This window comes from Nocardiopsis sp. LDBS0036, assembly GCF_041228755.1.
GTDB lineage: Bacteria > Actinomycetota > Actinomycetes > Streptosporangiales > Streptosporangiaceae > Nocardiopsis > Nocardiopsis dassonvillei.
Map to the genome: position 1 here is coordinate 3253055 of NZ_CP141103.1, position 19747 is coordinate 3272801.

Below are 19747 nucleotides of genomic sequence, written 5' to 3' on the forward strand. Positions count from 1 at the left end.
GCGGCGGTCACTCAGGTGCCGTTCGGACGCCGTCCTGACCGCGACGACGACCGACTGCCCGACAGCGAGGAAGAACCCATGACCGCTGCTCCCGAGCTACCGACCAAGACGACAGAGCCAAAGCGCGAGGCGATCCCCGAGTACGAGCCCGAACTGCGCGGCAGGGCCGAGCGCTACACGGTCTTCGCGTTCGTGTTCGTGCCGCTGATCGCCCTGCTGGCCTCGCTGCCCTTCTTCTGGGGTTGGGGCCTGTCCCTGACCGACATCGCCATCGCCTCGGTCTTCTACCTGATCAGCGGCCTGGGCATCACGGTCGGCTTCCACCGCCACTTCACGCACGGCTCGTTCAAGGCCAAGCGCCCGCTGCGCATCGCGCTCGCGATCGCCGGTTCGATGGCCATCGAGGGCAGCGTCATCAAGTGGGTCGCCGACCACCGCCGCCACCACAAGTACGCCGACGCCGAGGGCGACCCGCACTCGCCGTGGCGCTTCGGCGACGACTGGAAGTCGGTCGCCAAGGGCCTGTACTACGCGCACATGGCGTGGATGTACCTGGACGAGAAGAAGACCTCGCCGCGCCGCTTCGCCCCCGACCTGCTCAAGGACAAGGACATCGTCCTGGTCGACAAGCTCTTCGGGCTGATCGTGGTCTTCTCCCTGGGCGCCCCGGCGCTCATCGGCGGCCTGGTCACCATGTCCTGGTGGGGCGCGTTCACCGCCTTCTTCTGGGCCAGCCTGGTGCGCATGGCCCTGCTGCACCACGTCACCTGGTCGATCAACTCCATCTGCCACACCATCGGCGAGGAGAACTTCGAGGTGCGCGACCGCTCCCGCAACGTGTGGTGGCTGGCCATCCCGTCCTTCGGCGAGTCCTGGCACAACCTGCACCACGCCGACCCCACCTGCGCCCGCCACGGCGTGCTCAAGGGCCAGATCGACATCTCCGCCCGCGTCATCTGGGTCTTCGAGAAGCTCGGCTGGGCCTCCAAGGTCCGCTGGCCCAACAACGAGCGACTCGCCGCCAAACGGGTCAGCGTCTAGGATCGGTAGCCATCATGGGAGCAGCCGACAGCGGTCAGAAGATCCGTGTGCGCCGCAAGCGCATGACGGGCAAGGAGCGTCGGCAACAGCTGTTGGAGATCGGCCGGGAGCTGTTCGCCGAGCGCGGGTTCGACGCGGCCTCCGTCGAGGAGATCGCCGCGCGGGCCGGTGTGTCCAAGCCCGTGGTGTACGAGCACTTCGGCGGCAAGGAGGGCATCTACGCGGTCGTGGTCGACCGTGAGATGCGCATCCTCCTGGCGATGATGGGCGAGGCCCTCTCCGCCGACGGCGCCCGGAGCAAGATCGAGAACGCGGCCCTGGCCCTGCTGCGGTACGTGGAGGAGAACACCGTGGGGTTCCGGGTGCTGACCCGGGACTCGCACGCGGCCTCCGGCACGGGGAGTTTCGCCAGTCTGCTCAACGACATCGCCAGCCAGGTCGAGCACATCATGGTCGACGAGTTCGCCGAACGGGGCTACGACCCGGCGCTCGCCCCCATGTACGCCCAGGCCCTGGTGGGGATGTGGGCCCTGACCGGCCAGTGGTGGCTGGAGGTGCGCAGGCCCAAGCGCGAGGTGGTCGCCGCGCACCTGGTCAACCTGGCCTGGAACGGACTGTCGAGCCTGGAGCCGAAGCCGAGGCTGAGCCCGGGCAAGCGCAGAACGGGCTGACGCGGGGCGGTCCTGGTGACCTGTGGGGCGGGTGTGCACGGCATACCCGCCCCACTATCTTGATGTCAAGAGATAAGCTGTCCCCATGCGCGATGAGGTGGATGGGCTGATCGAGGCGTGGCGCTCCGAACGCCCCGACGTGGACGTGACGCCGCTGGAGGTGTTCAGCCGGGTGTCGCGGCTCGCGCGCCACCTGGACCGTGCCCGGCGCACCGTCTTCACCGAGCACGACCTGGAGCCCTGGGAGTTCGACGTGCTCGCCGAGCTGCGCCGCTCCGGCCCCCCGTACGAGCTGAGCCCCGGACGGCTGCTGCGCGCCACCCTGGTGACCTCGGGAACCATGACCAACCGGGTGGACCGGCTGGCCGCGGCCGGGCTCGTGCGGCGCCGCCCCGACCCCGCCGACAAGCGCGGGGTCCTGGTCCGGCTGACCGAGCGGGGCGCCGAGCGCATCGACGCGGCCCTCAGGTCGCTCCTGAGCTACGAGGAGACCCTGCTGGCGCCGATGGCCGACGGCGACCGCGAACAGCTGGCGTCGTTACTCAGACGCCTCCTGGCGCCCCTCGACCGGGGCCCCGGGGGCCAGCAGGGTTAGACAGGCGGTACCGGCCTCCCCGGGGGCCGGGCATCCACACGCACAGGGCGCGCGGGGAATCGCCGCCGTCCTCGCCGAACGGGTCCGCCGACCGGCGCGCACTCCCCCCTCGCCCCCGGAGGCGGGACCGCCGCCGTGTGTCGGACGCCGCACGGCCGTACCGCGTGAGAACCGCGCGTCCCGGGGTAGTCCAGCCCCGGTACGCGCAGTCGATCGTTCGGGGGAACACGTGCGGGTCCGTTGGATGGCCGTGGCGGCCGCGGCCGTGCTGGTCGCGGGGTGCTCGGGCAACGGTGGCGGGGACGGTGACGGCGGGAGCCCCGGCGGCGAAGGCGGCGGGGCGGACTCCGGCGGCCACTACCTGTCCCTGGGCGACTCGATCAGCGTGGGCGTGCAGCCCGACGGGAACGGCCGACCGGTGGAGACCCCCGAGGGCTACACCGACGTCCTGTACCGCACCCTGAAGGAGGAGCGCCCGGAGCTGCGGCACGAGCGGATGGGGTGCGCGGGAGAGGACACCACCACCTTCATGGAGGGCGGGCTGCCCGGCTGCGACCCTCGCTACGAGCACGGCTCGCAGCTGGAGGAGGCCGAGGCCTTCCTGGCCGGGCACCGGGGCGAGGTGGACCTGGTCACCCTGACCATCGGCGCCAACAACTTCACCCGTTGCGTGCGGGGGATCAACACCCCCGAGGGGCAGGCCCCCGACTCCGGGGACGTGGACATCGACCGCGCGTGCGTGGAGGAGGGCCTGGACCGGCTCCGGGAGGAGACCCCCGAGATCGCCGAGCGGCTGCGCGAGGCGGCGGGGCCGGACACGCAGATCGTCGGGATGACCTACTACAACCCGTTCCTGGCCTTCCTGCTGCTGGACGGGGACCCCGCCCAGCAGGCGACCGCGGCGGCGGAGGAGGCCGAGGAGCTCTTCCCCGAGACCGAGGCGCGCGGGGGTCTGGCCGAGGAGGCGGTGGACATCCTGCTGGAGGTCAACGGGACGATCGCCGACGCCTACCGGGCGGAGGGGATCGACGTGGCGGAGGTGGACGCGGTCTTCGAGTCCACCAACCAGGAGGTGCCCCGGGGCAGCGAGACCGGGCTGCCCGCCAACCTCCAGAACGTCTGCGACCTGACGTGGATGTGCCACGGCGAGCGGGGCCCGGACATCCACCCCAACGAGGAGGGCGCGCGCGAGATCGCCGCCGTCTTCGCCCGGCAGGTGGACCGGGCCGAGTGACCCGGCCGGACCCGGCGGCCGCGTTCGGGGCGGGCCGCCGGGGAGCGGGCGGGGGCGGCTCCGGCTACCCCGCGTCGCCGGGGAGCGCCTTCTCGATGAGCGCGGTGATCCCGGGGTCGTCGGGCTCGGTCGAGCTGCGGAAGCGGTGCACGGCGCCGTCGGGGAGGACGAGGAACTTCTCGAAGTTCCACTTGACCTTCCCCGCCTTGCCGTCCTCGTCCTCGGCGGAGGAGAGCGCCGCGTAGAGCGGGTGCTGCTGCTTGCCGTTGAGCTTGGCCTTGGCCGTCATGGGGAAGGTGACGCCCCAGGTGGCCGAGCAGTACTCCGCGATCTTCTCCTCGCTGCCGAACTCCTGGAGGAACTGGTTGCTGGGCACGCCGAGCACGGTGAACCCCCGGTCGCCGTACCGGTGCTGGAGCTTCTCCAGCCGCTCGTACTGCGGGGTGTAGCCGCAGCGCGAGGCGACGTTGACCACCAGCCTCACCTTGCCCGACCACTCGCCGAACGTCGTCTCGCGTCCGTCGATCAGGGTCACCGGGATCTCGTCCAGGTCACTCATCCGCGTCCATCTCCTCGTTTGCCGGGGCGCCGACGCCCACCGCGCGGCGCGGTGCTTCACGGCGTATTCGGAGCGCACGCCGCCGTGGCTCGGATTCTTTCTCAGGAAGGGGCCCCGGTCCAGCCGTACCGCCCCTACGAGCCGGACGCCCGGCCGGAGTTCTCCGGCCGGGCGTCCTTCGCGGTCAGCCGCGCCGCGGCCTCACTCCCCGACGAGTTCGGCCTGCTCCAGCCAGACCTCCTCCAGCTCCCCGCGCTCGACGGCCAGGGCCTTGGCCTCTGCGTCGAGTTCGGCGAGCCGGGTGTAGTCCTCGGCCGCGGCGGCCATCAGCTCGTGCAGCTCCGCCTCCCGCTTGGCGATGCGGTCCATGCGCCGCTCGACGCGCTGCATCTCCTTCTGCGCGGCGCGCCGCTCGGCCGCCGACACCGCGGGCTGCTCCGCCGGGGCCTGGGCCGCGGCGGCCTCGGAGGCGCCCAGCGGCACGGTGGCCTCGCCCGCGCTGGCCGCGCGGCGCTGGAGGTACTCGTCCACGCCGCCGGGCAGGAAGGCCAGGCCGCCGTCGCCCATCAGGGCCAGCACGCGGTCGGTGATGCGCTCCAGGAAGTAGCGGTCGTGGCTGACCAGCACCAGGGAGCCGGGCCAGCCGTCGAGCAGGTCCTCCAGCTCGGTGAGCGTCTCGATGTCCAGGTCGTTGGTGGGCTCGTCCAGCAGCAGCACGTTGGGCTCGTCCATGAGCAGCCGCAGCAGCTGGAGGCGGCGTCGCTCACCGCCGGACAGGTCGCCGATCGGGGTCCACTGGCGCTCCCCGCGGAACCCGAACCGCTCCAGCATCTGGCTGGCGGTGTAGTCGCGCTTGCCGATGGTGACGTGCTCGCGCACGTCCATGACCGCCTGGAGGGGGCGGGCGGCGGGGTCGAGTTCGGCGACGTTCTGGGACAGGTGGGCGAGCTTGACGGTCCGGCCGGTGCGCACGCTGCCGGAGTCGGGCTCGCGCTCCCCGGCCAGGATCCTGAGCAGGGTGGACTTGCCCGCGCCGTTGACCCCGACCAGGCCGACCCGGTCGCCGGGGCCCAGCTGCCAGGTGAGGTGGTCGAGCAGGGTCCGGTCGGGGACGGACGCGGACACGTTCTTGAGGTCGATGACGGTCTTGCCCAGCCGGGAGCTGGCGAACTTGACCAGTTCGACGGTGTCGCGGGGCGGCGGCTCGTCGGCGATGAGCTGGTTGGCCGCCTCGATGCGGAACTTGGGCTTGGAGGTGCGGGCCGGGGCGCCGCGGCGCAGCCAGGCCAGCTCCTTGCGCATGAGGTTCTGGCGGCGCTCCTCGGCGGCGGCCGCCTGGCGCTCGCGCTCGGCCTTGGCCAGGACGTAGGCGGCGTAACCGCCCTCGTAGCGCTCGACCGCGCCGCGTCCGACCTCCCAGGTGCGGGTGGTGACGGCGTCCAGGAACCAGCGGTCGTGGGTGACGACCACGAGCGCCTCGGGACGGGCGCGCAGGTGCTCGGCGAGCCAGGCGATGCCCTCGATGTCGAGGTGGTTGGTGGGCTCGTCGAGCACGATGAGGTCGTGGTCGCCCACCAGGAGCCGGGCCAGGCCGGAGCGGCGGCGCTCGCCGCCGGACAGGCCGCTCATGGGGGTGTCGAGGGCCCAGCCGCCGAGGAGTCCGCGCAGGATGTCGCGGACGCGGGCGTCGCCCGCCCACTCGTGCTCGGCCCGGTCGCCCAGGACGAACTCCCCGACCGTGGAGTCGGGGAAGGTGTCGCGCTGGTGCAGGAAGCCGATGCGCAGCCCGCGGTTGTGCACCACCCGCCCGGAGTCGGGCCGGGTGATGCCCGAGAGCACGGAGATGAGCGTGGACTTGCCGCCGCCGTTGCGGCCGACGACGCCGATGCGCTCACCCTCGTCGACGCCGAGCGACACCTTGTCGAGGAGTACGAGCGGCCCGTAGGCCAGGGACACGTCCTGAAGATTGACCAGATTCATCGCTATCCATTGTGGCGGCAGTGCCGTGGTGCGCTGACCGCCGCCGCTCCCCCGGACGGCTCCGGGGCGGGAGGGCGGCCCCCGACGGGCGGAGGCGCCGGGCACGCGGCGTCACCGGAGTCCCTTCCCGCGCCCGCCGCCGCTCCCCCGGGGCGGCGACCGGTGTCTCACTCCCGCCCCGTCGGCTCCCCGTCGAGCAGCAGCCTGGCCACGGCGTCGTCCGTCACCAGCGTGGACACCAGGCCGCTGCGCAGCGCGGCGCCGATCGCCCTGGCCTTGGCCTCGTCCCCGGCGCCGGCGACCGCCACCACCTCGGGCACCCGGCGCAGCTGGTCCGCCCGGACGCTGATGACCCTCTCGTCAAGGTCGGAGTGCACCTGCTGGCCGTCGGCGTCGAACAGCTGGGCGGACATCTCCGCGCACACGCCCAGCGCGGTGTACCTGGCCCGCGAGTCCGGGTCCAGCGCCTGGAAGACGGTCGAGTTGCGCTCGTCCCAGCCCCCGATGGCCACCACGGCCGTCGTGAGTCGGTCGAAGTGCGCGAACGCCGAGGCGATGCCCGGGTCGGCGCGCAGCGTCGCCGCCGTGGCGGCGTCCGGCAGGATGAGCGGCGCGTAGATCGGGTACGCCGGTCCGCCCGAGAGCGCGGCCGCCCGGCGCACCGTCTCGACCGATCCGCCGCCCTCCGCCTGCTCGGACAGCACGCCGTTGAGCTGCACCACCGTGCAGCGCGGCAGGTCCACCATGTCCAGGCCCATCAGCTGGAGCGACCTGCTCCAGGCCAGCCCCAGTACCTCGTCGGGCCGCACGATCTCCGACAGCAGCCGCGCCGCCACCGACCCCAGCGCCCGGCGCGTGTCCCGCGGGTCGTCCAGGGCGTCCACGACGATCGCCCGGCGCAGGCCGAAGGCCGCGCGCATGCGCTCGGACAGCTCCCCGTCCAGCCGGGCGGGCAGGCGGATGTCGATGCGCACGATCCCGCTGCTGCGGGCGGTCTCCAGGTCACGGGCGACCTTGAACCTGCTCAGGCCGAACTCCTCGGCGATCTCCACCTTGGACCGCCCGTCCAGGTAGAACCTGCGGGCGATGGCGGCGAGCCGCACCATCTCCGCGGGGCCGCTGGGGGCCGTCTCCTGAACCTCACCACGCTGATCGCTCATACGTGCAGAAGTGTACTCGAATGTGCCGGATCCATTGACAGCGCGTTTCCGATGGGCGTTCAATGTTCGAAACATATGTGACTCACATCGCTCACATGAGCGTTCAACGGGAGGTTCCCAACCGTGCGTGCCGCCATCATCACCGAACCGGGCTCCGTCACCGTGGGGGACCGCCCCGACCCGCACCCCGCCGCCGACGGCGTGGTGGTCCGGGTCGGCGCCTGCGGGATCTGCGGGACGGACCTGCACATCGCCGACGGGGAGTTCCCGCCCAGCCCCTACCCGCTGGTGCCCGGGCACGAGTTCGCCGGAACGGTCACGGCCGTCGGCGAGAACGCCCCGGGGGACCTGCGCCCCGGCGACCGGGTGGCCGTGGACCCCTCCCTGTTCTGCGGGCACTGCGAGTACTGCCGCGCCGGACGGGGCAACCTGTGCGCCAACTGGGGCGCGATCGGCGACACCGTGGACGGCGCGTTCGCCGAGTACGTGGCCGTCCCCGCCGCCAACTGCTACCGCCTGCCCGACTCGGTGAGCATGCGCGAGGGCGCCCTGGTCGAGCCGCTCTCGTGCGCCGTCCACGGTGTCCGGCGCATCGGGGTGGAGACCGGCGAGCGCTTCCTGGTGGTGGGCGCCGGGACCATGGGCCTGCTCCTCCAGCAGCTGTTGCAGAACTCCGGCGCCCGCGTGACGGTGGTGGACCGCAACACCCGCCGCCTGGCCATCGCGACCGACCTCGGCGCCGCCGCGACCGCGACGGACGCGTCCGAGCTGGGCGACGAGCGCTTCGACGCCGCGGTGGACGTCACGGGCGCGCCCTCCGCCATCGAGGCGGCCTTCGACTCGCTGCGGCGGGGAGGGCGCCTGCTGGTCTTCGGGGTCGCCGACGAGGCGGCCCGCGTGGCGCTGTCGCCGTTTCGGATCTACAACGACGAGATCACCGTCGTGGGCTCCATGGCCGTGCTCAACAGCTACGGGGCGGCCGTGGACCTCATCAGCAGCGGCGCGGTGCGCACGGCGCCGCTGCTCACCGACGCCCTGCCCCTGGAGAAGTTCCCCGAGGCGCTGGCCATGATGCGCGCGGGCACCGGGGTGAAGGTCCAGGTCGTCCCCGACGAGACCGCCTGACCCGGGAAGGCAGCCAAGTGCACACCACCTACGCCGTCCGGGCGACCGCCGTCGCCGCCTGCGGACTGCTGCTCACCGGGTGCGCCGGGACGGGCGCCCTCCCCTCCGAGGACGGCGCCGTCCGGCTGACCGTCGCGATCGTGTCCAACCCGCAGATGCAGGACGCGATCTCCCTGGAGTCGCGGTTCCGCGCGGAGCACCCCGGCATCGCGCTCGACTTCGTGTCCCTGCCCGAGAACGAGGCCCGCGCCAAGATCACCACCTCCGTGGCCACCGGCGGGGGCGAGTTCGACGTCGTCATGATCAGCAACTACGAGACCCGCCAGTGGGCCGAGTACGGCTGGCTGGAGAACCTGCAACCCTCCATCGACGCCGCCGGGGGCTACGACCACGAGGACTTCATCCCCTCCATCAGGGAGGACCTGTCCCACGAGGGCGACATGTACTCGGTGCCCTTCTACGGCGAGTCCTCCTTCCTCGCCTACCGCAAGGACCTGTTCGAGCAGGCCGGGGTGGAGATGCCGCCCGACCCCACCTGGGAGGAGGTGGCGGACCTGGCCGCCGAGCTCGACGGCGTGGAGCCGGGGGTCTCGGGGATCTGCCTGCGCGGCCTCGCGGGCTGGGGCGAGGTGCTGAGCCCCTTCAACAGCGTCCTGAACACCTTCGGCGGGCGCTGGTACGACGAGGACTGGAACGCCGAGATCGACTCCCCCGAGTTCCGGCGCGCGGCCGAGTTCTACGTGGGCCTGGCGCGTGAGCACGGCCAGCCGGGCGCGGCCAACAGCGGGTTCGGGGACTGCCTGAACCGCTACTCCCAGGGCCGGGCGGCCATGTTCTACGACTCCACCTCCATGGTCAGCACCATCGAGGACCCGGACTCGGCGACCGTGGCCGGGCTCAACGGCTACGCCGCGGCGCCGGTGGCCGAGACCGACTACGGCGGCTGGCTCTACACCTGGGCGCTGGGCGTCCCCTCCACCTCCGAGCACAAGGAGGAGGCGTGGGCGTTCCTGGAGTGGATGACCGACAAGGACTACGTGCGCACCGTCGCCGAGGAGTACGGCTGGCAGCGGGTGCCGCCCGGCAACCGGCTCTCCACGTTCGAGGTCCCCGAGTACCGGGAGGCCGCCCGGGCCTACGCCGAGCCCATGCTCCAGGGCATCCAGGAGGCGGACCCCGAGGACCCGGGCACGCGCCCGGTCCCCTACGAGGGCATCGGCTTCCTCGCCATCCCCGAGTTCCAGGACCTGGGCACCCGGGTCAGCCAGCAGCTGAGCGCGGCCATAGCCGGGCAGATCACCGTCGAGCAGGCGCTCGAACAGAGCCAGGAGTACGCCGAGGTCGTCGGTGGGACCTACAGGGAGGACGACCGATGAGCGCTGTGACCGCGCCCGCGCGCGAGGCGCCCGCGGCGGCGACGCCGCCCGAGCGGCCGAGGCGGAGCCGCGGCGGGGGCGGATGGGCCCGCCGGGCCCCGCTCCTGCCCGCCCTGGTGTTCATGCTGGTCGTCACGCAGCTGCCGTTCCTGGCGACGGTCGTGTACTCGCTGCGCTCGTGGAACCTGCTGCGGCCCGACTCCCAGGCGTGGGTGGGCCTGGCCAACTACGCGGCGGTCTTCACCGACCGGCAGTTCCTGGGCGCGGCGGCGAACACGGTGCTGATCACCGCCTCCTGCGTGGTGGTGGCGATGCTGCTGGGCATCGGGCTCGCGCTGCTGCTGGACCGGAAGTTCAGAGGGCGAGGCGTGGTGCGCACGCTCGTCATCACCCCGTTCCTGATCCTGCCCGTGGCCACGGCGCTGCTGTGGAAGCACATCATGCTGGAGCCGGTGTTCGGCCTGGTGAACTTCGTGCTGTCGCCGTTCGGGGTCGAGTCGTTCGACTGGGTCTCCCAGGCGCCCGTGTTCTCCGTGGTGGCCGCGCTGGTCTGGCAGTGGACGCCGTTCATGATGCTGCTGGTGCTGGCGGGACTCCAGAGCCAGGGCTCCGACGTACTGGAGGCGGGCCAGGTCGACGGCGCGTCCCGGTGGCAGACGTTCGCCTGGATCACCCTGCCGCACCTGCGCCGCTACATCGAGCTGGGCGTGCTGCTGGGGTCGGTCTACGTGGTCAACACCTTCGACACGATCTACATGATGACCCAGGGCGGGCCGGGCACCGCCAGCTCCAACCTGCCCTTCTACGTCTACCAGCGGACCTTCCTCGGGTTCGACATCGGCCAGTCCGCGGCCATGGGCGTCGTGGTGGTGGTCGGCACCATCATCGTGGCGACGCTGGCCCTGCGGCTGATCTTCCGCACGTTCATGAACGCACAGGAGGCGACATCGTGACCGCCCGAGCCCCCGAACGACCCGCGGGCGCCGCGGGCGGCGCCGTCGCCGCACGCGCGCCGCGCGCGGCCGGCCGCTCCCGGGCCCGGCTGGGGAGCGCCGCCCTGACCGTGTTCACGTGGGCCGTGGGACTGGTGTTCGTGTTCCCGGTGCTGTGGCTGGTGCTGACCGCGTTCAAGGAGGAGAACCAGGCCGCGACCGACCCGCCGACGCTCTTCTTCCAGCCGACCCTGGACCGGTTCACCACCGTCCTGGGCGCGGACTTCGTGCCGTACCTGGGCAACTCGGCGATCGCCACCCTGGCGTCCACGCTCCTGGTGCTGCTGCTCGGGCTGCCCGCCGCCTACGCGCTGTCGGTGGCCCCGGTCAAGCGGACCCAGGACGTGCTGTTCTTCTTCATCTCGACGAAGATGCTGCCGGTGGTGGCGGTCGTGGTGCCGATCTACGTCGCCGCCGCGCACCTGTCCATGCTGGACAACGTGTGGACCCTGGTGGTGCTGTACACGGCGATGAACCTGCCCATCGCGGTGTGGATGCTGCGGTCGTTCTTCCTGGAGGTGCCCAAGGCGATCGTGGAGGCGGCCCGGGTGGAGGGAGCCGGGCTGGCGCGCGTGCTGTGGTCGGTGATGATGCCGGTGATGGCCCCGGGCATCGCGGCGACCGCGCTGATCTGCATGATCTTCGCCTGGAACGAGTTCTTCTTCGCCGTCAACCTGACCGCCGCCCGGGCCGCGACCGTCCCGGTGTTCCTCACCGGCTTCATCACGAGCGAGGGACTGTTCGTGGCGCAGCTGGCGGCGGCCGCCGTCATGGCGTCGCTGCCCATCGTGGTGGTGGGCTGGGCGGCCCAGCGCCAGCTGGTGCGCGGCCTGTCGATGGGCGCCGTCAAGTAGAGGAGGCGCCCGGGGCCGCACCACGCAGGGCCCCGGGCGGGTCCGGGTGATCGTCCCGCCCGCCGCGGCGGCGGGAGCCGGGACGCGGGGCCCGCGCCTTGGGGCGGGCCGTGGGGTGTGGACCGCCGGCCCGCGCGCGCCGGTGGTCCGCGCCTTCGTGCGCACGGGCCCGACGCGGGGAGGCGGGCCGCACCGGCGGGCGGGTCACACGGGAAGACCGGTCACACCGGCGGGCGGGTCACACGAGGAAGAAGGCCCGGGCGGACTTGGCGACGCCCTCGGTGTCCAGTCCGTGCGCCTGGGCGTGCTGCGCCGGGGTTCCGTAGGCGCGCACCTCTCGGTCCCGTGCCACGCCCAGGCCCAGGTGGCGGTGGCGCCGGTCGGCCAGCGCCGCGGCGACCTCGTGCGCCGAGGTCCCGCTCAGGTAGGGCTCCACCACCAGCACGTCGGCGTTGCCCGCCGCGCCGACGAGCGCGCTCAGCCCCTCGCGGTCGAAGGGGCGCACGGTGGCCGTGTAGGCGACCGTCACGTCCAGGTCGGCGGTGGCCTCCAGCACCCGGTCCAGCATCGGCCCGACCGCCACCACCACCCCGGCCGAACGCGGCGAGCCCGTGCGCACCACGCTGAGGCGTCCGTCCAACGGCATCGCCGCGCGGTTGGAGGTCCCCGACAGGCGCACGTACACGCGGTCCTCCCCGGGCAGGGCGGCCTCCAGGGCGGCGCGCACCTCGTCGGGGTGCCCCGGCGCGTACACGGTCCACCCCGGAAGGGTGTCCAGCAGCGCCACGTCACCGGGCGCCTGGTGGGTGCGCCCCTCCTCCGCGGCGTCGTAGGAGCCGCCGATGCTCACCAGGACGGCGCCCACGCCCTGGTGGCCCAGGTCCAGTTTGAGCTGTTCGAAGGGCCGCTCCACCAGGAAGGGCGCGTAGCTGTGCACGACCGGGCGCATCCCGGTCAGGGCCAGTCCCCCGGCCACGCCGATCATGGCCTGCTCCCGGATGCCCATGTCGATCACACGGCCGGGGTGGCGGGCGGCGGCTCCGCGGAACATGCCCGTGGAGATGGCGGCCAGGACGACGGTCAGGCGGGGGTCGGTGTCCATGGCGCGGTTGACGGTGGCGGCGAAGGTGTCACGCATGGGGTTCTCCTAGGAACGGACGCGGGCGACGACGGCCAGCGGCCGTCCGGGGTGGGGCCGGGTGAGCGCCCCGTACAGGGCGTCGTGGTCGCGGCCGGAGACGTCGCGGGCCTCCCAGCCCTCGATCCCGAAGCGGGCGCCGATCCCGCCCGGCCATCCGTGGCTGGCGGAGGCGTTGTCCACGGCGACGACGGTGAGGTTGTCCACGCCGAGCCGTCCGGCGACGGCGATGGCCTCGTGGTTGCTGCCCTCGTCGAGTTCGCCGTCGCCGACGAGCACCACGACGCGGGGTTCGGTCCCGTCGGAGCGGCGGACGCCCTGGGCGCGCAGGCCGAGCGCGCTGCCCAGGCCCAGGGGCAGCCCGTGGCCGAGCGACCCGCTGCCGATCTCCGCGCCCGGCACGAGCAGCCGGTCCGGGTGGTGGCCGAGCGGTGAGTCGAAGGCGGTCCAGCCGCGCAGCGTCGGCACGTCCAGGAAGCCCTTGGCCGCGAGCACGGCGTAGAAGGCGGCGGGGCCGTGCCCCTTGGAGAGCAGGAACCGGTCCCGTGCGGGATCGTCGGCGGTCTCGGGGGTGACGGACAGCACACGGTCGTAGAGCACCCACACGATGTCGAGTGTCGAGTGGGCCGCCCCGTTGTGCTTCTCGTCACCCTCCATGAGTCCGATGAGGGCCGGCAGGTCGGCGTAGCGCGAGAGAGCGGTTGCGGTGGTCATGTCCACCAGTGTTGAACCTCAACAATGGTTGAGGTCAACTGGCGCGAGCCCCCTCCGACCGGGAAAGGCAGAAGTGATTTACGTCACAGGACGGTGGCCCCGGGGACGTCCCCGTGCGCCGTCACGACCTGTTCGCACAGCCCGCTGCCCTCCAGCGCCGCCACCACCGCGGCCTCCCGCTCCGCGACGACCGACTCCCGCTCGGCGCCGCCGCCGACCAGGAAGGCGCAGGTCGGACCGGACCCCGACACCAGGGAGCCCAGCGCCCCCGCACCGGCGCCGGTCTTGAGGGTGCGCTCCAGCTCGGGCAGCAGCGAGAGCGCGGCCTCCTGGAGATCGTTGGTCAGCGCGGCTCCCAGGGCCGCCGGGTCGCCGCCGGCGAGCGCGTCGGCCAGCCCCCGGTCCAGCAGGGGCTCGGGGGCGTCCGGGCGGATGCGGTCGTACTCGGCGAACACGCTGGCCGTGGACAGGCCGTGCGGCGACAGGGCGAAGACCCAGCGGAACCTTCCCGGACTGGTCATCGGCCGCAGGACCTCCCCGCGCCCCATGCCCACCGCGGTGGCGCCCAGCAGCGCGAAGGGGACGTCGCTGCCCAGGTCGGCCGCGTACCCGAGCAGTTCCTCCAGCGGCAGGCCGCAACCCCACAGACGGTCGCAGGCCAGCAGGGCGGCCGCGGCGTCCGCGCTGCCCCCGGCCATGCCGCCCGCCACCGGGATGTTCTTGTCCAGGTGGACCGTGACGGGGAGGCCCCGGCCGGTCCGCTCCGCCAGCAGGGTCACCGCGCGCGCGGCCAGGTTGGACCCGTCCAGGGGCACCCGGGACAGGTGGGACCCCAGCGCGCCGCCCGCGGTCAGTCCGGCGAAGGCTTCGGCGGCCGATCCGACACCGCCGGGCGGGCTCGGTCGGCGCGAGGAAGCCGCCTGGACGGTAACCTCATCGAACAGCGAGACGGCGTGGAACACGTTGACGAGGTCGTGGAACCCGTCCTCACGTCTGGGCCCCACCGCCAACTGGAGGTTCACCTTCGCGGGGACCCGCACGGTTACGGTGGTATTAACGGTCACGAGTCCCCAATCGTAAAGGAACCCCCACCTTGCGTGAACACAGTGCCCTGCGGGGGCTCCGGTGTGTTCACCGCCTCCCGTCGGCGCGTACGCCGTCAGAGGAAAACGGGAACCCCGGACGCGGTTCGGGGATCGTCACCACTGTCATGTCAGTTTCCGCCCGCCCCCAGAACGGCCCAATCAGGCCCGTGAGTGGGAATCCGGGCACAAACACCGCTACCTTGGGGCAAGGCGGAGTTTGGACACCGTCGGGGAGGGTCGCTTGCCGTCGGATGGGCTCCCGAAGAACCTGGAACCGCTGGCCGCCGGGGATCCGGCCACCATCGGTCCCTACGTGCTGTCCGGGAAGCTGGGTAGCGGCGGCATGGGAACCGTCTACCTGGGCAGCACTCCCGAGCGCAACAACCAGGTAGCCATCAAGGTCATCCGCCCGGAGCTCGCCTTCGACGAGGCGACGCGGGCGCGCTTTCGCGACGAGATGGAGAACGCCCGCAAGGTCGCCTCCTTCTGCACCGCCAAGGTGCTCGACCACGGGACGTTCGAGAACCGTCCCTACATGGTCACCGAGTACATCGCGGGCACCGCCCTGGCCGAGCACATCGCCGAGAACGGTCCGCTGGACTCCTCGACGCTGCACGGCTTCGCACTGGGCGTGGCGGCCGCCCTGGCCGCCATCCACCGCACCGGGCTGGTCCACCGCGACCTCAAGCCCGCCAACGTGCTGCTGTCGCTCTCGGGGCCCCGGGTGATCGACTTCGGCATCGCCCGCGCGATGAACACCGCCACCAACCACACCCAGACCGGCATCGTCATGGGCAGCCCCGGCTGGATGGCTCCCGAGCAGCTGCTGGAGGAGAAGGTCACCACCTCGGCGGACATCTTCGCCTGGGGCTGCCTGGTGGCCTTCGCCGGGAACGGCACCCACCCCTTCGGCAACGGCGACGCCATGACATTGGGCAAGCGGGTGCTGTTCGCCGAACCCCAGATCGGCAACCTGATCAGCCCCCTGGACCGCCTGGTGACGCGCGCGCTGGCCAAGGAGCCGGGCCGCCGCCCCACCGCCCAGGACCTGCTGTTGGAGCTGGCGGGCGGCGAGGACAACAGCAACCCCAACGACATGGTGTCCCACGCGCTGCACCAGTCGTGGCGGCCCAACCTGCCCCCGATGCCCCCGCACGGCATGCCCCACCCCCAGCAGGGGCCGCACCAGACCATGGCGGGCATGCGGCACCCGGCGCCCGGCCAGTACCAGGGCGCACCGCCCGCGCCCATGCCCCCGCCCGCGCACCAGACGGGCAACTACCCGCGCCCGCAGGGGCCGCCGCCGGGCCATCCGGCCGGTCCCCCGCCGGGGGGCCAGGCGCAGCAGGTGCACCAGGCCCCCGGGGTCCAGGCCCCGGGCGGGCAGCCCCAGGGCGGCCCGGTGCAGCAGTCCCGGCCCGTGCCCGGCCCCGCCCAGGCGCCGCACCCCGCCTCGACCGGGCCGATCCCGATGGTCCCCCCGGCCGACCAGCAGACGGGCCGCCGGGGTCCGCAGCCCTACGTTCCGCCGGTGCCGCCGCCACCGCACCAGCCCGCCGCGCCCAACCGGCGCAAGGGGACGGTCGTGGCCCTGGTGCTGGGCGCCGTGGCGCTGCTGGCGGCCCTGATCGTCATGGCGACCGTGCTGACCAACCTCAGCGACTGGTCGCTCTTCGGGGACGGCGACCCCCAGGGGGACTCCTCCGAGCAGACGGGCGCCGCCCAGGAACCGCAGGAGCCCACGCCCGGCGACGAGTCCCCCGGCGGCGCCGACGAGGAGGAGGCGCCCGGCGAGGTGCCCAGCGGGATGTCGGGCGCCTCGGCCGACCGCATGGTCGAGTACCGGATCCGCGGCGTCAGCTGCGGCCTGACCGAGCACAACATCCGCTCGGAGCTGCCCTCGACCGGCCAGTACTGCGTGGTGGACCTGGAGCTGTTCAACGTCAGCGACGAACTGGTGAGGTTCGAGCACACAGAGCAGCAGATGACGACCAGCGGGGAGCCCGTCAACGCCCAGGCGCCGTCCGTGCGCGAGGTCGAGGCCCCGCTGTGGGACCCGGCCGGGATCAGTCCCGGGGTCGCCGCCGGGGGCGAGCTGGTGTTCATACTCCGCGACGACATGGACCCGCGCACGCTGGTGCTCAACCACCGGACGGGCGCGGAGGCCACGGAGATCAACATCGAGCACATCGTGGACTGAGCCCCGGACCGGGGTCGGGCCGCGCCTGTCGCAGGGCGGCACCGTGCCGCCGGGGTGGGGAGCCCCCTGTATCCAGGACACCGCACCGGCGCCCCCGGTCCGCGCCTGTGGACGACCGGTGCCCGGAACGGCGCCGCGAAGACGAACGGACGGGCCCGGGTCGACGACGCGTCGTCGACCCGGGCCCGTCCGTCTCCTCGGGGGGCCCGCCCTCCGGGTTCACTCCCCCGAGGGGGCTACTCCCACTCGATGGTGCCCGGGGGCTTGCTGGTCACGTCCAGCGCCACCCGGTTGATCTCGCGCACCTCGTTGGTGATGCGGTTGGAGATCCTGGCCAGCACGTCGTAGGGCACGCGCGACCAGTCGGCGGTCATGGCGTCCTCGCTGCTGACCGGGCGCAGCACGACCGGGTGGCCGTAGGTGCGCCCGTCGCCCTGCACGCCCACCGACCGCACGTCGGCGAGCAGCACCACCGGGCACTGCCAGATGTCGCGGTCGAGTCCGGCGCGGGTCAGCTCCTCGCGGGCGATCGCGTCGGCCTCGCGCAGGATCTCCAGGCGTTCGCGGGTGACCTCGCCGATGATGCGGATGCCCAGGCCGGGGCCGGGGAAGGGCTGGCGCCAGACCATCTCGGCGGGCAGGCCCAGCTCCTCGCCGACCTTGCGCACCTCGTCCTTGAACAGCTCGCGCAGCGGTTCCACCAGCGTGAACTGGAGGTCGTCGGGCAGCCCGCCCACGTTGTGGTGGGACTTGATGTTGGCGGTCCCGGTACCGCCGCCGGACTCCACCACGTCGGGGTAGAGGGTGCCCTGCACCAGGAACTCGACCTCGGCGCCGGTCTCGCCGCTCTCGGCGACGACCTCGCGGGCCGCCTGCTCGAACACGCGGATGAACTCGCGGCCGATGATCTTGCGCTTCTCCTCGGGGTCGGAGACCCCCGCGAGGGCGGACAGGAACCGCTCCTCGGCGTCCACGACCTTGAGCTTGGCGCCCGTGATCGCGACGAAGTCCTTCTCCACCTGCTCGGCCTCGCCCTTGCGCAGCAGGCCGTGGTCCACGAAGACGCAGGTCAGCTGGTCGCCGACGGCGCGCTGCACCAGCGCGCCGGCCACCGCGGAGTCCACGCCGCCGCTCAGCGCGCAGATGACGCGCTTGTCGCCGATGTCCTCGCGGATGCGCTCCAGCTGCTCCTCGACGATGTTGACCATCGTCCAGGTGGGGCGGCACCCGGCGCCCTCGTACAGGAAGCGGCGCAGCACCTCCTGGCCGTGCTCGGTGTGCAGGACCTCGGGGTGGAACTGGACGCCGAAGAGGTTGCGGCCGGTGTGCTCGAACGCGGCGACCGGGGCCCCCGCGGTGCTGGCGGTCGTGGCGAAGCCCTCGGGGGCCTCCACCACCGAGTCGCCGTGCGACATCCAGACCAGCTGCTCGGCGGGCATCCCGGCGAACAGCAGGGAGTCGGTGACCGCCGACAGCTCGGTGCGGCCGAACTCACTGAGGTCGGTCCTGGCGACGGTGCCGCCCAGGGCCCGGGTCATCGCCTGGAAGCCGTAGCAGATGCCGAAGGTGGGCACCCCGGTCTCGAACAGCTCGGGGCCCAGGTTCGGGGCCCCCTCGGCGTAGACCGACGACGGTCCGCCGGAGAGGATGATGGCCTTGGGTTTCTTGGCGAGCATCTCCTCGACGGGCATGGTCGAGGGCACGATCTCACTGTGCACGTGGCATTCGCGGACCCGGCGTGCGATCAGCTGCGCGTACTGCGCGCCGAAGTCGACGACGAGAACGGTGTCGAACGTGCTCTCAGCACCAACGGACACGACGGAGGACCTTCCGCAGGAAGTACAGGGATGTCCGCCCAGTCTAGGGCGTTGCACACGCCCGGAAGGCCCCGCGCGCGTGTGCGGTCCGGCTCAGCTCGCGCGACGGGGCGGCCGGGAGGGCTTCCCGGGGCTCAGGCGGTGAAGCCCGCGGGGTTGGCCGACTGCCAGCGCCACGCGTCGCGGCAGGCGTCGTCCACCGTGCGCACGGCCTTCCAGCCCAGGTCGCGTGCGGCGGCCGAGGGGTCGGCGTAGCACACGGCGATGTCGCCGGGGCGGCGGTCGACCACGGCGTACGGGACGGCCACGCCGGTGGCGCGTTCGAAGGCGCGCAGGCCCTCCAGGACGGAGGTGCCCTGCCCCGTGCCCAGGTTGTAGACGCGGTACCCGGGAGCGTCGGCGAGGTGCTCCACGGCGGCCATGTGCCCCTGGGCCAGGTCCACCACGTGCAGGTAGTCGCGCACGCCGGTGCCGTCGGGGGTGTCGTAGTCGTCGCCGAACACGTTCAGCCGCTCGCGGCGGCCCGCGGCGACCTGCGCGACGTAGGGGAAGAGGTTGTTGGGAACGCCCTGGGGGTCCTCGCCGATCAGGCCGCTGGGGTGGGCGCCGATGGGGTTGAAGTAGCGCAGGGCGGTGATCCGCCAGCGCGGGTCGGCGGCGGCCGTGTCCTGGAGGACGCGCTCGGCGAACAGCTTGGTGGCGCCGTAGGGGTTGGTGGCGGACAGGGCGCTGTCCTCGGTGATCGGCACCTGCTCGGGGTCGCCGTAGACGGTGGCCGAGGAGCTGAACACCAGGTCGCGCACGCCGTGCTCGTCCATGACCTCGATGAGCGTGAACAGGGCGTCCATGTTGTTGCGGTAGTAGCGCAGCGGCTGCTCCACCGACTCCCCCACGGCCTTGAGCCCGGCCATGTGGATGACGGCGTCGACGCGGTGCTCGGCGAAGACCCGGCGCATCGCCTCGGGGTCGGCGCAGTCGGCCCGGTGGAAGGCGACGGCGCGCCCGGTGATGCGCTCGACGCGGCGCAGGGCCTCCTCGTGGCTGTTGGAGAGGAGGTCCACGACCACGACCTCGTGCCCGGCTTCGAGGAGTTCGACCGCCGTGTGGGAGCCGATGTACCCGGCACCGCCGGTGAGCAGTACGTTCATGTCTCGCTTCCCTGGGTGGAGTGCGCCCGCCGCGTCGCGGGCGCTCCCCAGGATAGGC

At 72.6% G+C, this 19747-nt stretch carries 17 protein-coding genes; 9 read left to right on the top strand and 8 right to left on the bottom strand.

Annotated elements, in window-relative coordinates; all coding sequences use genetic code 11:
* Positions 1-78: 78 nt before the first annotated feature.
* The 4 genes from UIS43_RS13635 to UIS43_RS13650 all read left to right on the top strand — a co-directional run bounded on the left by UIS43_RS13635 (position 79) and on the right by UIS43_RS13650 (position 3541).
* Positions 79-1041, top strand: a complete 963-nt coding sequence (locus UIS43_RS13635) for an acyl-CoA desaturase (protein WP_013154995.1) — start codon at positions 79-81, stop codon at positions 1039-1041.
* 14 nt (positions 1042-1055) lie between these two features.
* Entirely contained in the window at positions 1056-1712 is a 657-nt protein-coding gene (locus UIS43_RS13640) for a TetR family transcriptional regulator (RefSeq protein WP_370013210.1), read from the top strand.
* Between the two features lie 85 nt (positions 1713-1797).
* The gene (locus UIS43_RS13645) at positions 1798-2307 is read left to right on the top strand and encodes a MarR family winged helix-turn-helix transcriptional regulator (RefSeq protein ID WP_013154997.1); all 510 of its coding nucleotides are present in this window, start codon (positions 1798-1800) and stop codon (positions 2305-2307) included.
* Between the two features lie 244 nt (positions 2308-2551).
* Positions 2552-3541 carry a GDSL-type esterase/lipase family protein gene (locus UIS43_RS13650; protein WP_013154998.1) on the top strand — a complete coding sequence of 330 codons (990 nt, stop codon included), beginning with the start codon at positions 2552-2554 and terminating at the stop codon, positions 3539-3541.
* A 64-nt stretch (positions 3542-3605) separates the two neighbouring features.
* On the opposite strand, the gene UIS43_RS13655 is transcribed toward UIS43_RS13650, so the two are convergent.
* From UIS43_RS13655 to UIS43_RS13665, 3 genes are all read right to left on the bottom strand, one after another.
* Positions 3606-4100 (bottom strand): glutathione peroxidase, encoded by a 495-nt coding sequence (locus UIS43_RS13655; protein WP_013154999.1) that lies wholly within the window; start codon positions 4098-4100, stop codon positions 3606-3608.
* A gap of 201 nt (positions 4101-4301) precedes the next feature.
* The gene (locus UIS43_RS13660) at positions 4302-6080 is read right to left on the bottom strand and encodes an ABC-F family ATP-binding cassette domain-containing protein (protein ID WP_013155000.1); all 1779 of its coding nucleotides are present in this window, start codon (positions 6078-6080) and stop codon (positions 4302-4304) included.
* Positions 6081-6247: 167 nt separating this feature from the next.
* Positions 6248-7186, bottom strand: coding sequence for a sugar-binding transcriptional regulator (locus tag UIS43_RS13665; RefSeq protein WP_013155001.1), 939 nt, complete (start codon positions 7184-7186; stop codon positions 6248-6250).
* A 177-nt stretch (positions 7187-7363) separates the two neighbouring features.
* On the opposite strand from UIS43_RS13665, the gene UIS43_RS13670 reads away from it, so the two are divergent.
* The 4 genes from UIS43_RS13670 to UIS43_RS13685 are packed head-to-tail and all read left to right on the top strand — an operon-like array spanning position 7364 to position 11587.
* Complete coding sequence (locus UIS43_RS13670; RefSeq protein WP_013155002.1) at positions 7364-8365, top strand: zinc-dependent alcohol dehydrogenase family protein; 1002 nt, start codon at positions 7364-7366, stop codon at positions 8363-8365.
* Between the two features lie 17 nt (positions 8366-8382).
* A complete protein-coding gene (locus tag UIS43_RS13675) occupies positions 8383-9741 on the top strand; it encodes a sugar ABC transporter substrate-binding protein (RefSeq protein WP_013155003.1) in 1359 nt (452 codons plus the stop codon).
* On the top strand, positions 9738-10694 hold the full coding sequence (locus UIS43_RS13680) for a carbohydrate ABC transporter permease (RefSeq protein WP_013155004.1): 957 nt from the start codon (positions 9738-9740) through the stop codon (positions 10692-10694). The genes UIS43_RS13675 and UIS43_RS13680 overlap by 4 nt, the downstream gene beginning before the upstream one ends.
* A complete protein-coding gene (locus tag UIS43_RS13685; RefSeq protein WP_013155005.1) occupies positions 10691-11587 on the top strand; it encodes a carbohydrate ABC transporter permease in 897 nt (298 codons plus the stop codon). The genes UIS43_RS13680 and UIS43_RS13685 overlap by 4 nt, the downstream gene beginning before the upstream one ends.
* 238 nt (positions 11588-11825) lie before the next feature.
* Here UIS43_RS13685 and UIS43_RS13690 read toward each other — a convergent pair whose 3' ends face one another.
* The 3 genes from UIS43_RS13690 to UIS43_RS13700 form a co-directional block, all read right to left on the bottom strand.
* Entirely contained in the window at positions 11826-12725 is a 900-nt protein-coding gene (locus tag UIS43_RS13690; protein ID WP_013155006.1) for a transketolase family protein, read from the bottom strand.
* A gap of 9 nt (positions 12726-12734) precedes the next feature.
* Positions 12735-13439: a thiamine pyrophosphate-dependent enzyme gene (locus UIS43_RS13695; RefSeq protein ID WP_041553241.1), complete on the bottom strand. Its 705-nt coding sequence runs from the start codon at positions 13437-13439 to the stop codon at positions 12735-12737.
* Positions 13440-13522: 83 nt separating this feature from the next.
* Positions 13523-14503 carry a 4-(cytidine 5'-diphospho)-2-C-methyl-D-erythritol kinase gene (locus tag UIS43_RS13700; RefSeq protein WP_358170605.1) on the bottom strand — a complete coding sequence of 327 codons (981 nt, stop codon included), beginning with the start codon at positions 14501-14503 and terminating at the stop codon, positions 13523-13525.
* A 262-nt stretch (positions 14504-14765) separates the two neighbouring features.
* On the opposite strand from UIS43_RS13700, the gene UIS43_RS13705 reads away from it, so the two are divergent.
* Positions 14766-16724, top strand: a complete 1959-nt coding sequence (locus UIS43_RS13705) for a protein kinase (protein WP_370013211.1) — start codon at positions 14766-14768, stop codon at positions 16722-16724.
* Positions 16725-16960: 236 nt separating this feature from the next.
* On the opposite strand, the gene guaA is transcribed toward UIS43_RS13705, so the two are convergent.
* On the bottom strand, positions 16961-18541 hold the full coding sequence (guaA, locus tag UIS43_RS13710; protein WP_013155010.1) for a glutamine-hydrolyzing GMP synthase: 1581 nt from the start codon (positions 18539-18541) through the stop codon (positions 16961-16963).
* Positions 18542-18675: 134 nt separating this feature from the next.
* Complete coding sequence (galE, locus tag UIS43_RS13715) at positions 18676-19689, bottom strand: UDP-glucose 4-epimerase GalE (RefSeq protein ID WP_013155011.1); 1014 nt, start codon at positions 19687-19689, stop codon at positions 18676-18678.
* Between the last annotated feature and the right edge of the window lie 58 nt (positions 19690-19747).

What these genes read in the sequence shown, in the direction of transcription:
- UIS43_RS13635 (WP_013154995.1), top strand. Translation starts at nt 79, where the DNA reads ATGACCGCTGCTCCCGAGCTACCGACCAAGACGACAGAGCCAAAGCGC.
- UIS43_RS13640 (WP_370013210.1), top strand. Translation starts at nt 1,056, where the DNA reads ATGGGAGCAGCCGACAGCGGTCAGAAGATCCGTGTGCGCCGCAAGCGC.
- UIS43_RS13645 (WP_013154997.1), top strand. Translation starts at nt 1,798, where the DNA reads ATGCGCGATGAGGTGGATGGGCTGATCGAGGCGTGGCGCTCCGAACGC.
- UIS43_RS13650 (WP_013154998.1), top strand. Translation starts at nt 2,552, where the DNA reads ATGGCCGTGGCGGCCGCGGCCGTGCTGGTCGCGGGGTGCTCGGGCAAC.
- UIS43_RS13655 (WP_013154999.1), bottom strand. Translation starts at nt 4,100, where the DNA reads ATGAGTGACCTGGACGAGATCCCGGTGACCCTGATCGACGGACGCGAG.
- UIS43_RS13660 (WP_013155000.1), bottom strand. Translation starts at nt 6,080, where the DNA reads ATGAATCTGGTCAATCTTCAGGACGTGTCCCTGGCCTACGGGCCGCTC.
- UIS43_RS13665 (WP_013155001.1), bottom strand. Translation starts at nt 7,186, where the DNA reads ATGGTGCGGCTCGCCGCCATCGCCCGCAGGTTCTACCTGGACGGGCGG.
- UIS43_RS13680 (WP_013155004.1), top strand. Translation starts at nt 9,738, where the DNA reads ATGAGCGCTGTGACCGCGCCCGCGCGCGAGGCGCCCGCGGCGGCGACG.
- UIS43_RS13690 (WP_013155006.1), bottom strand. Translation starts at nt 12,725, where the DNA reads ATGCGTGACACCTTCGCCGCCACCGTCAACCGCGCCATGGACACCGAC.
- UIS43_RS13695 (WP_041553241.1), bottom strand. Translation starts at nt 13,439, where the DNA reads ATGACCACCGCAACCGCTCTCTCGCGCTACGCCGACCTGCCGGCCCTC.
- galE (WP_013155011.1), bottom strand. Translation starts at nt 19,689, where the DNA reads ATGAACGTACTGCTCACCGGCGGTGCCGGGTACATCGGCTCCCACACG.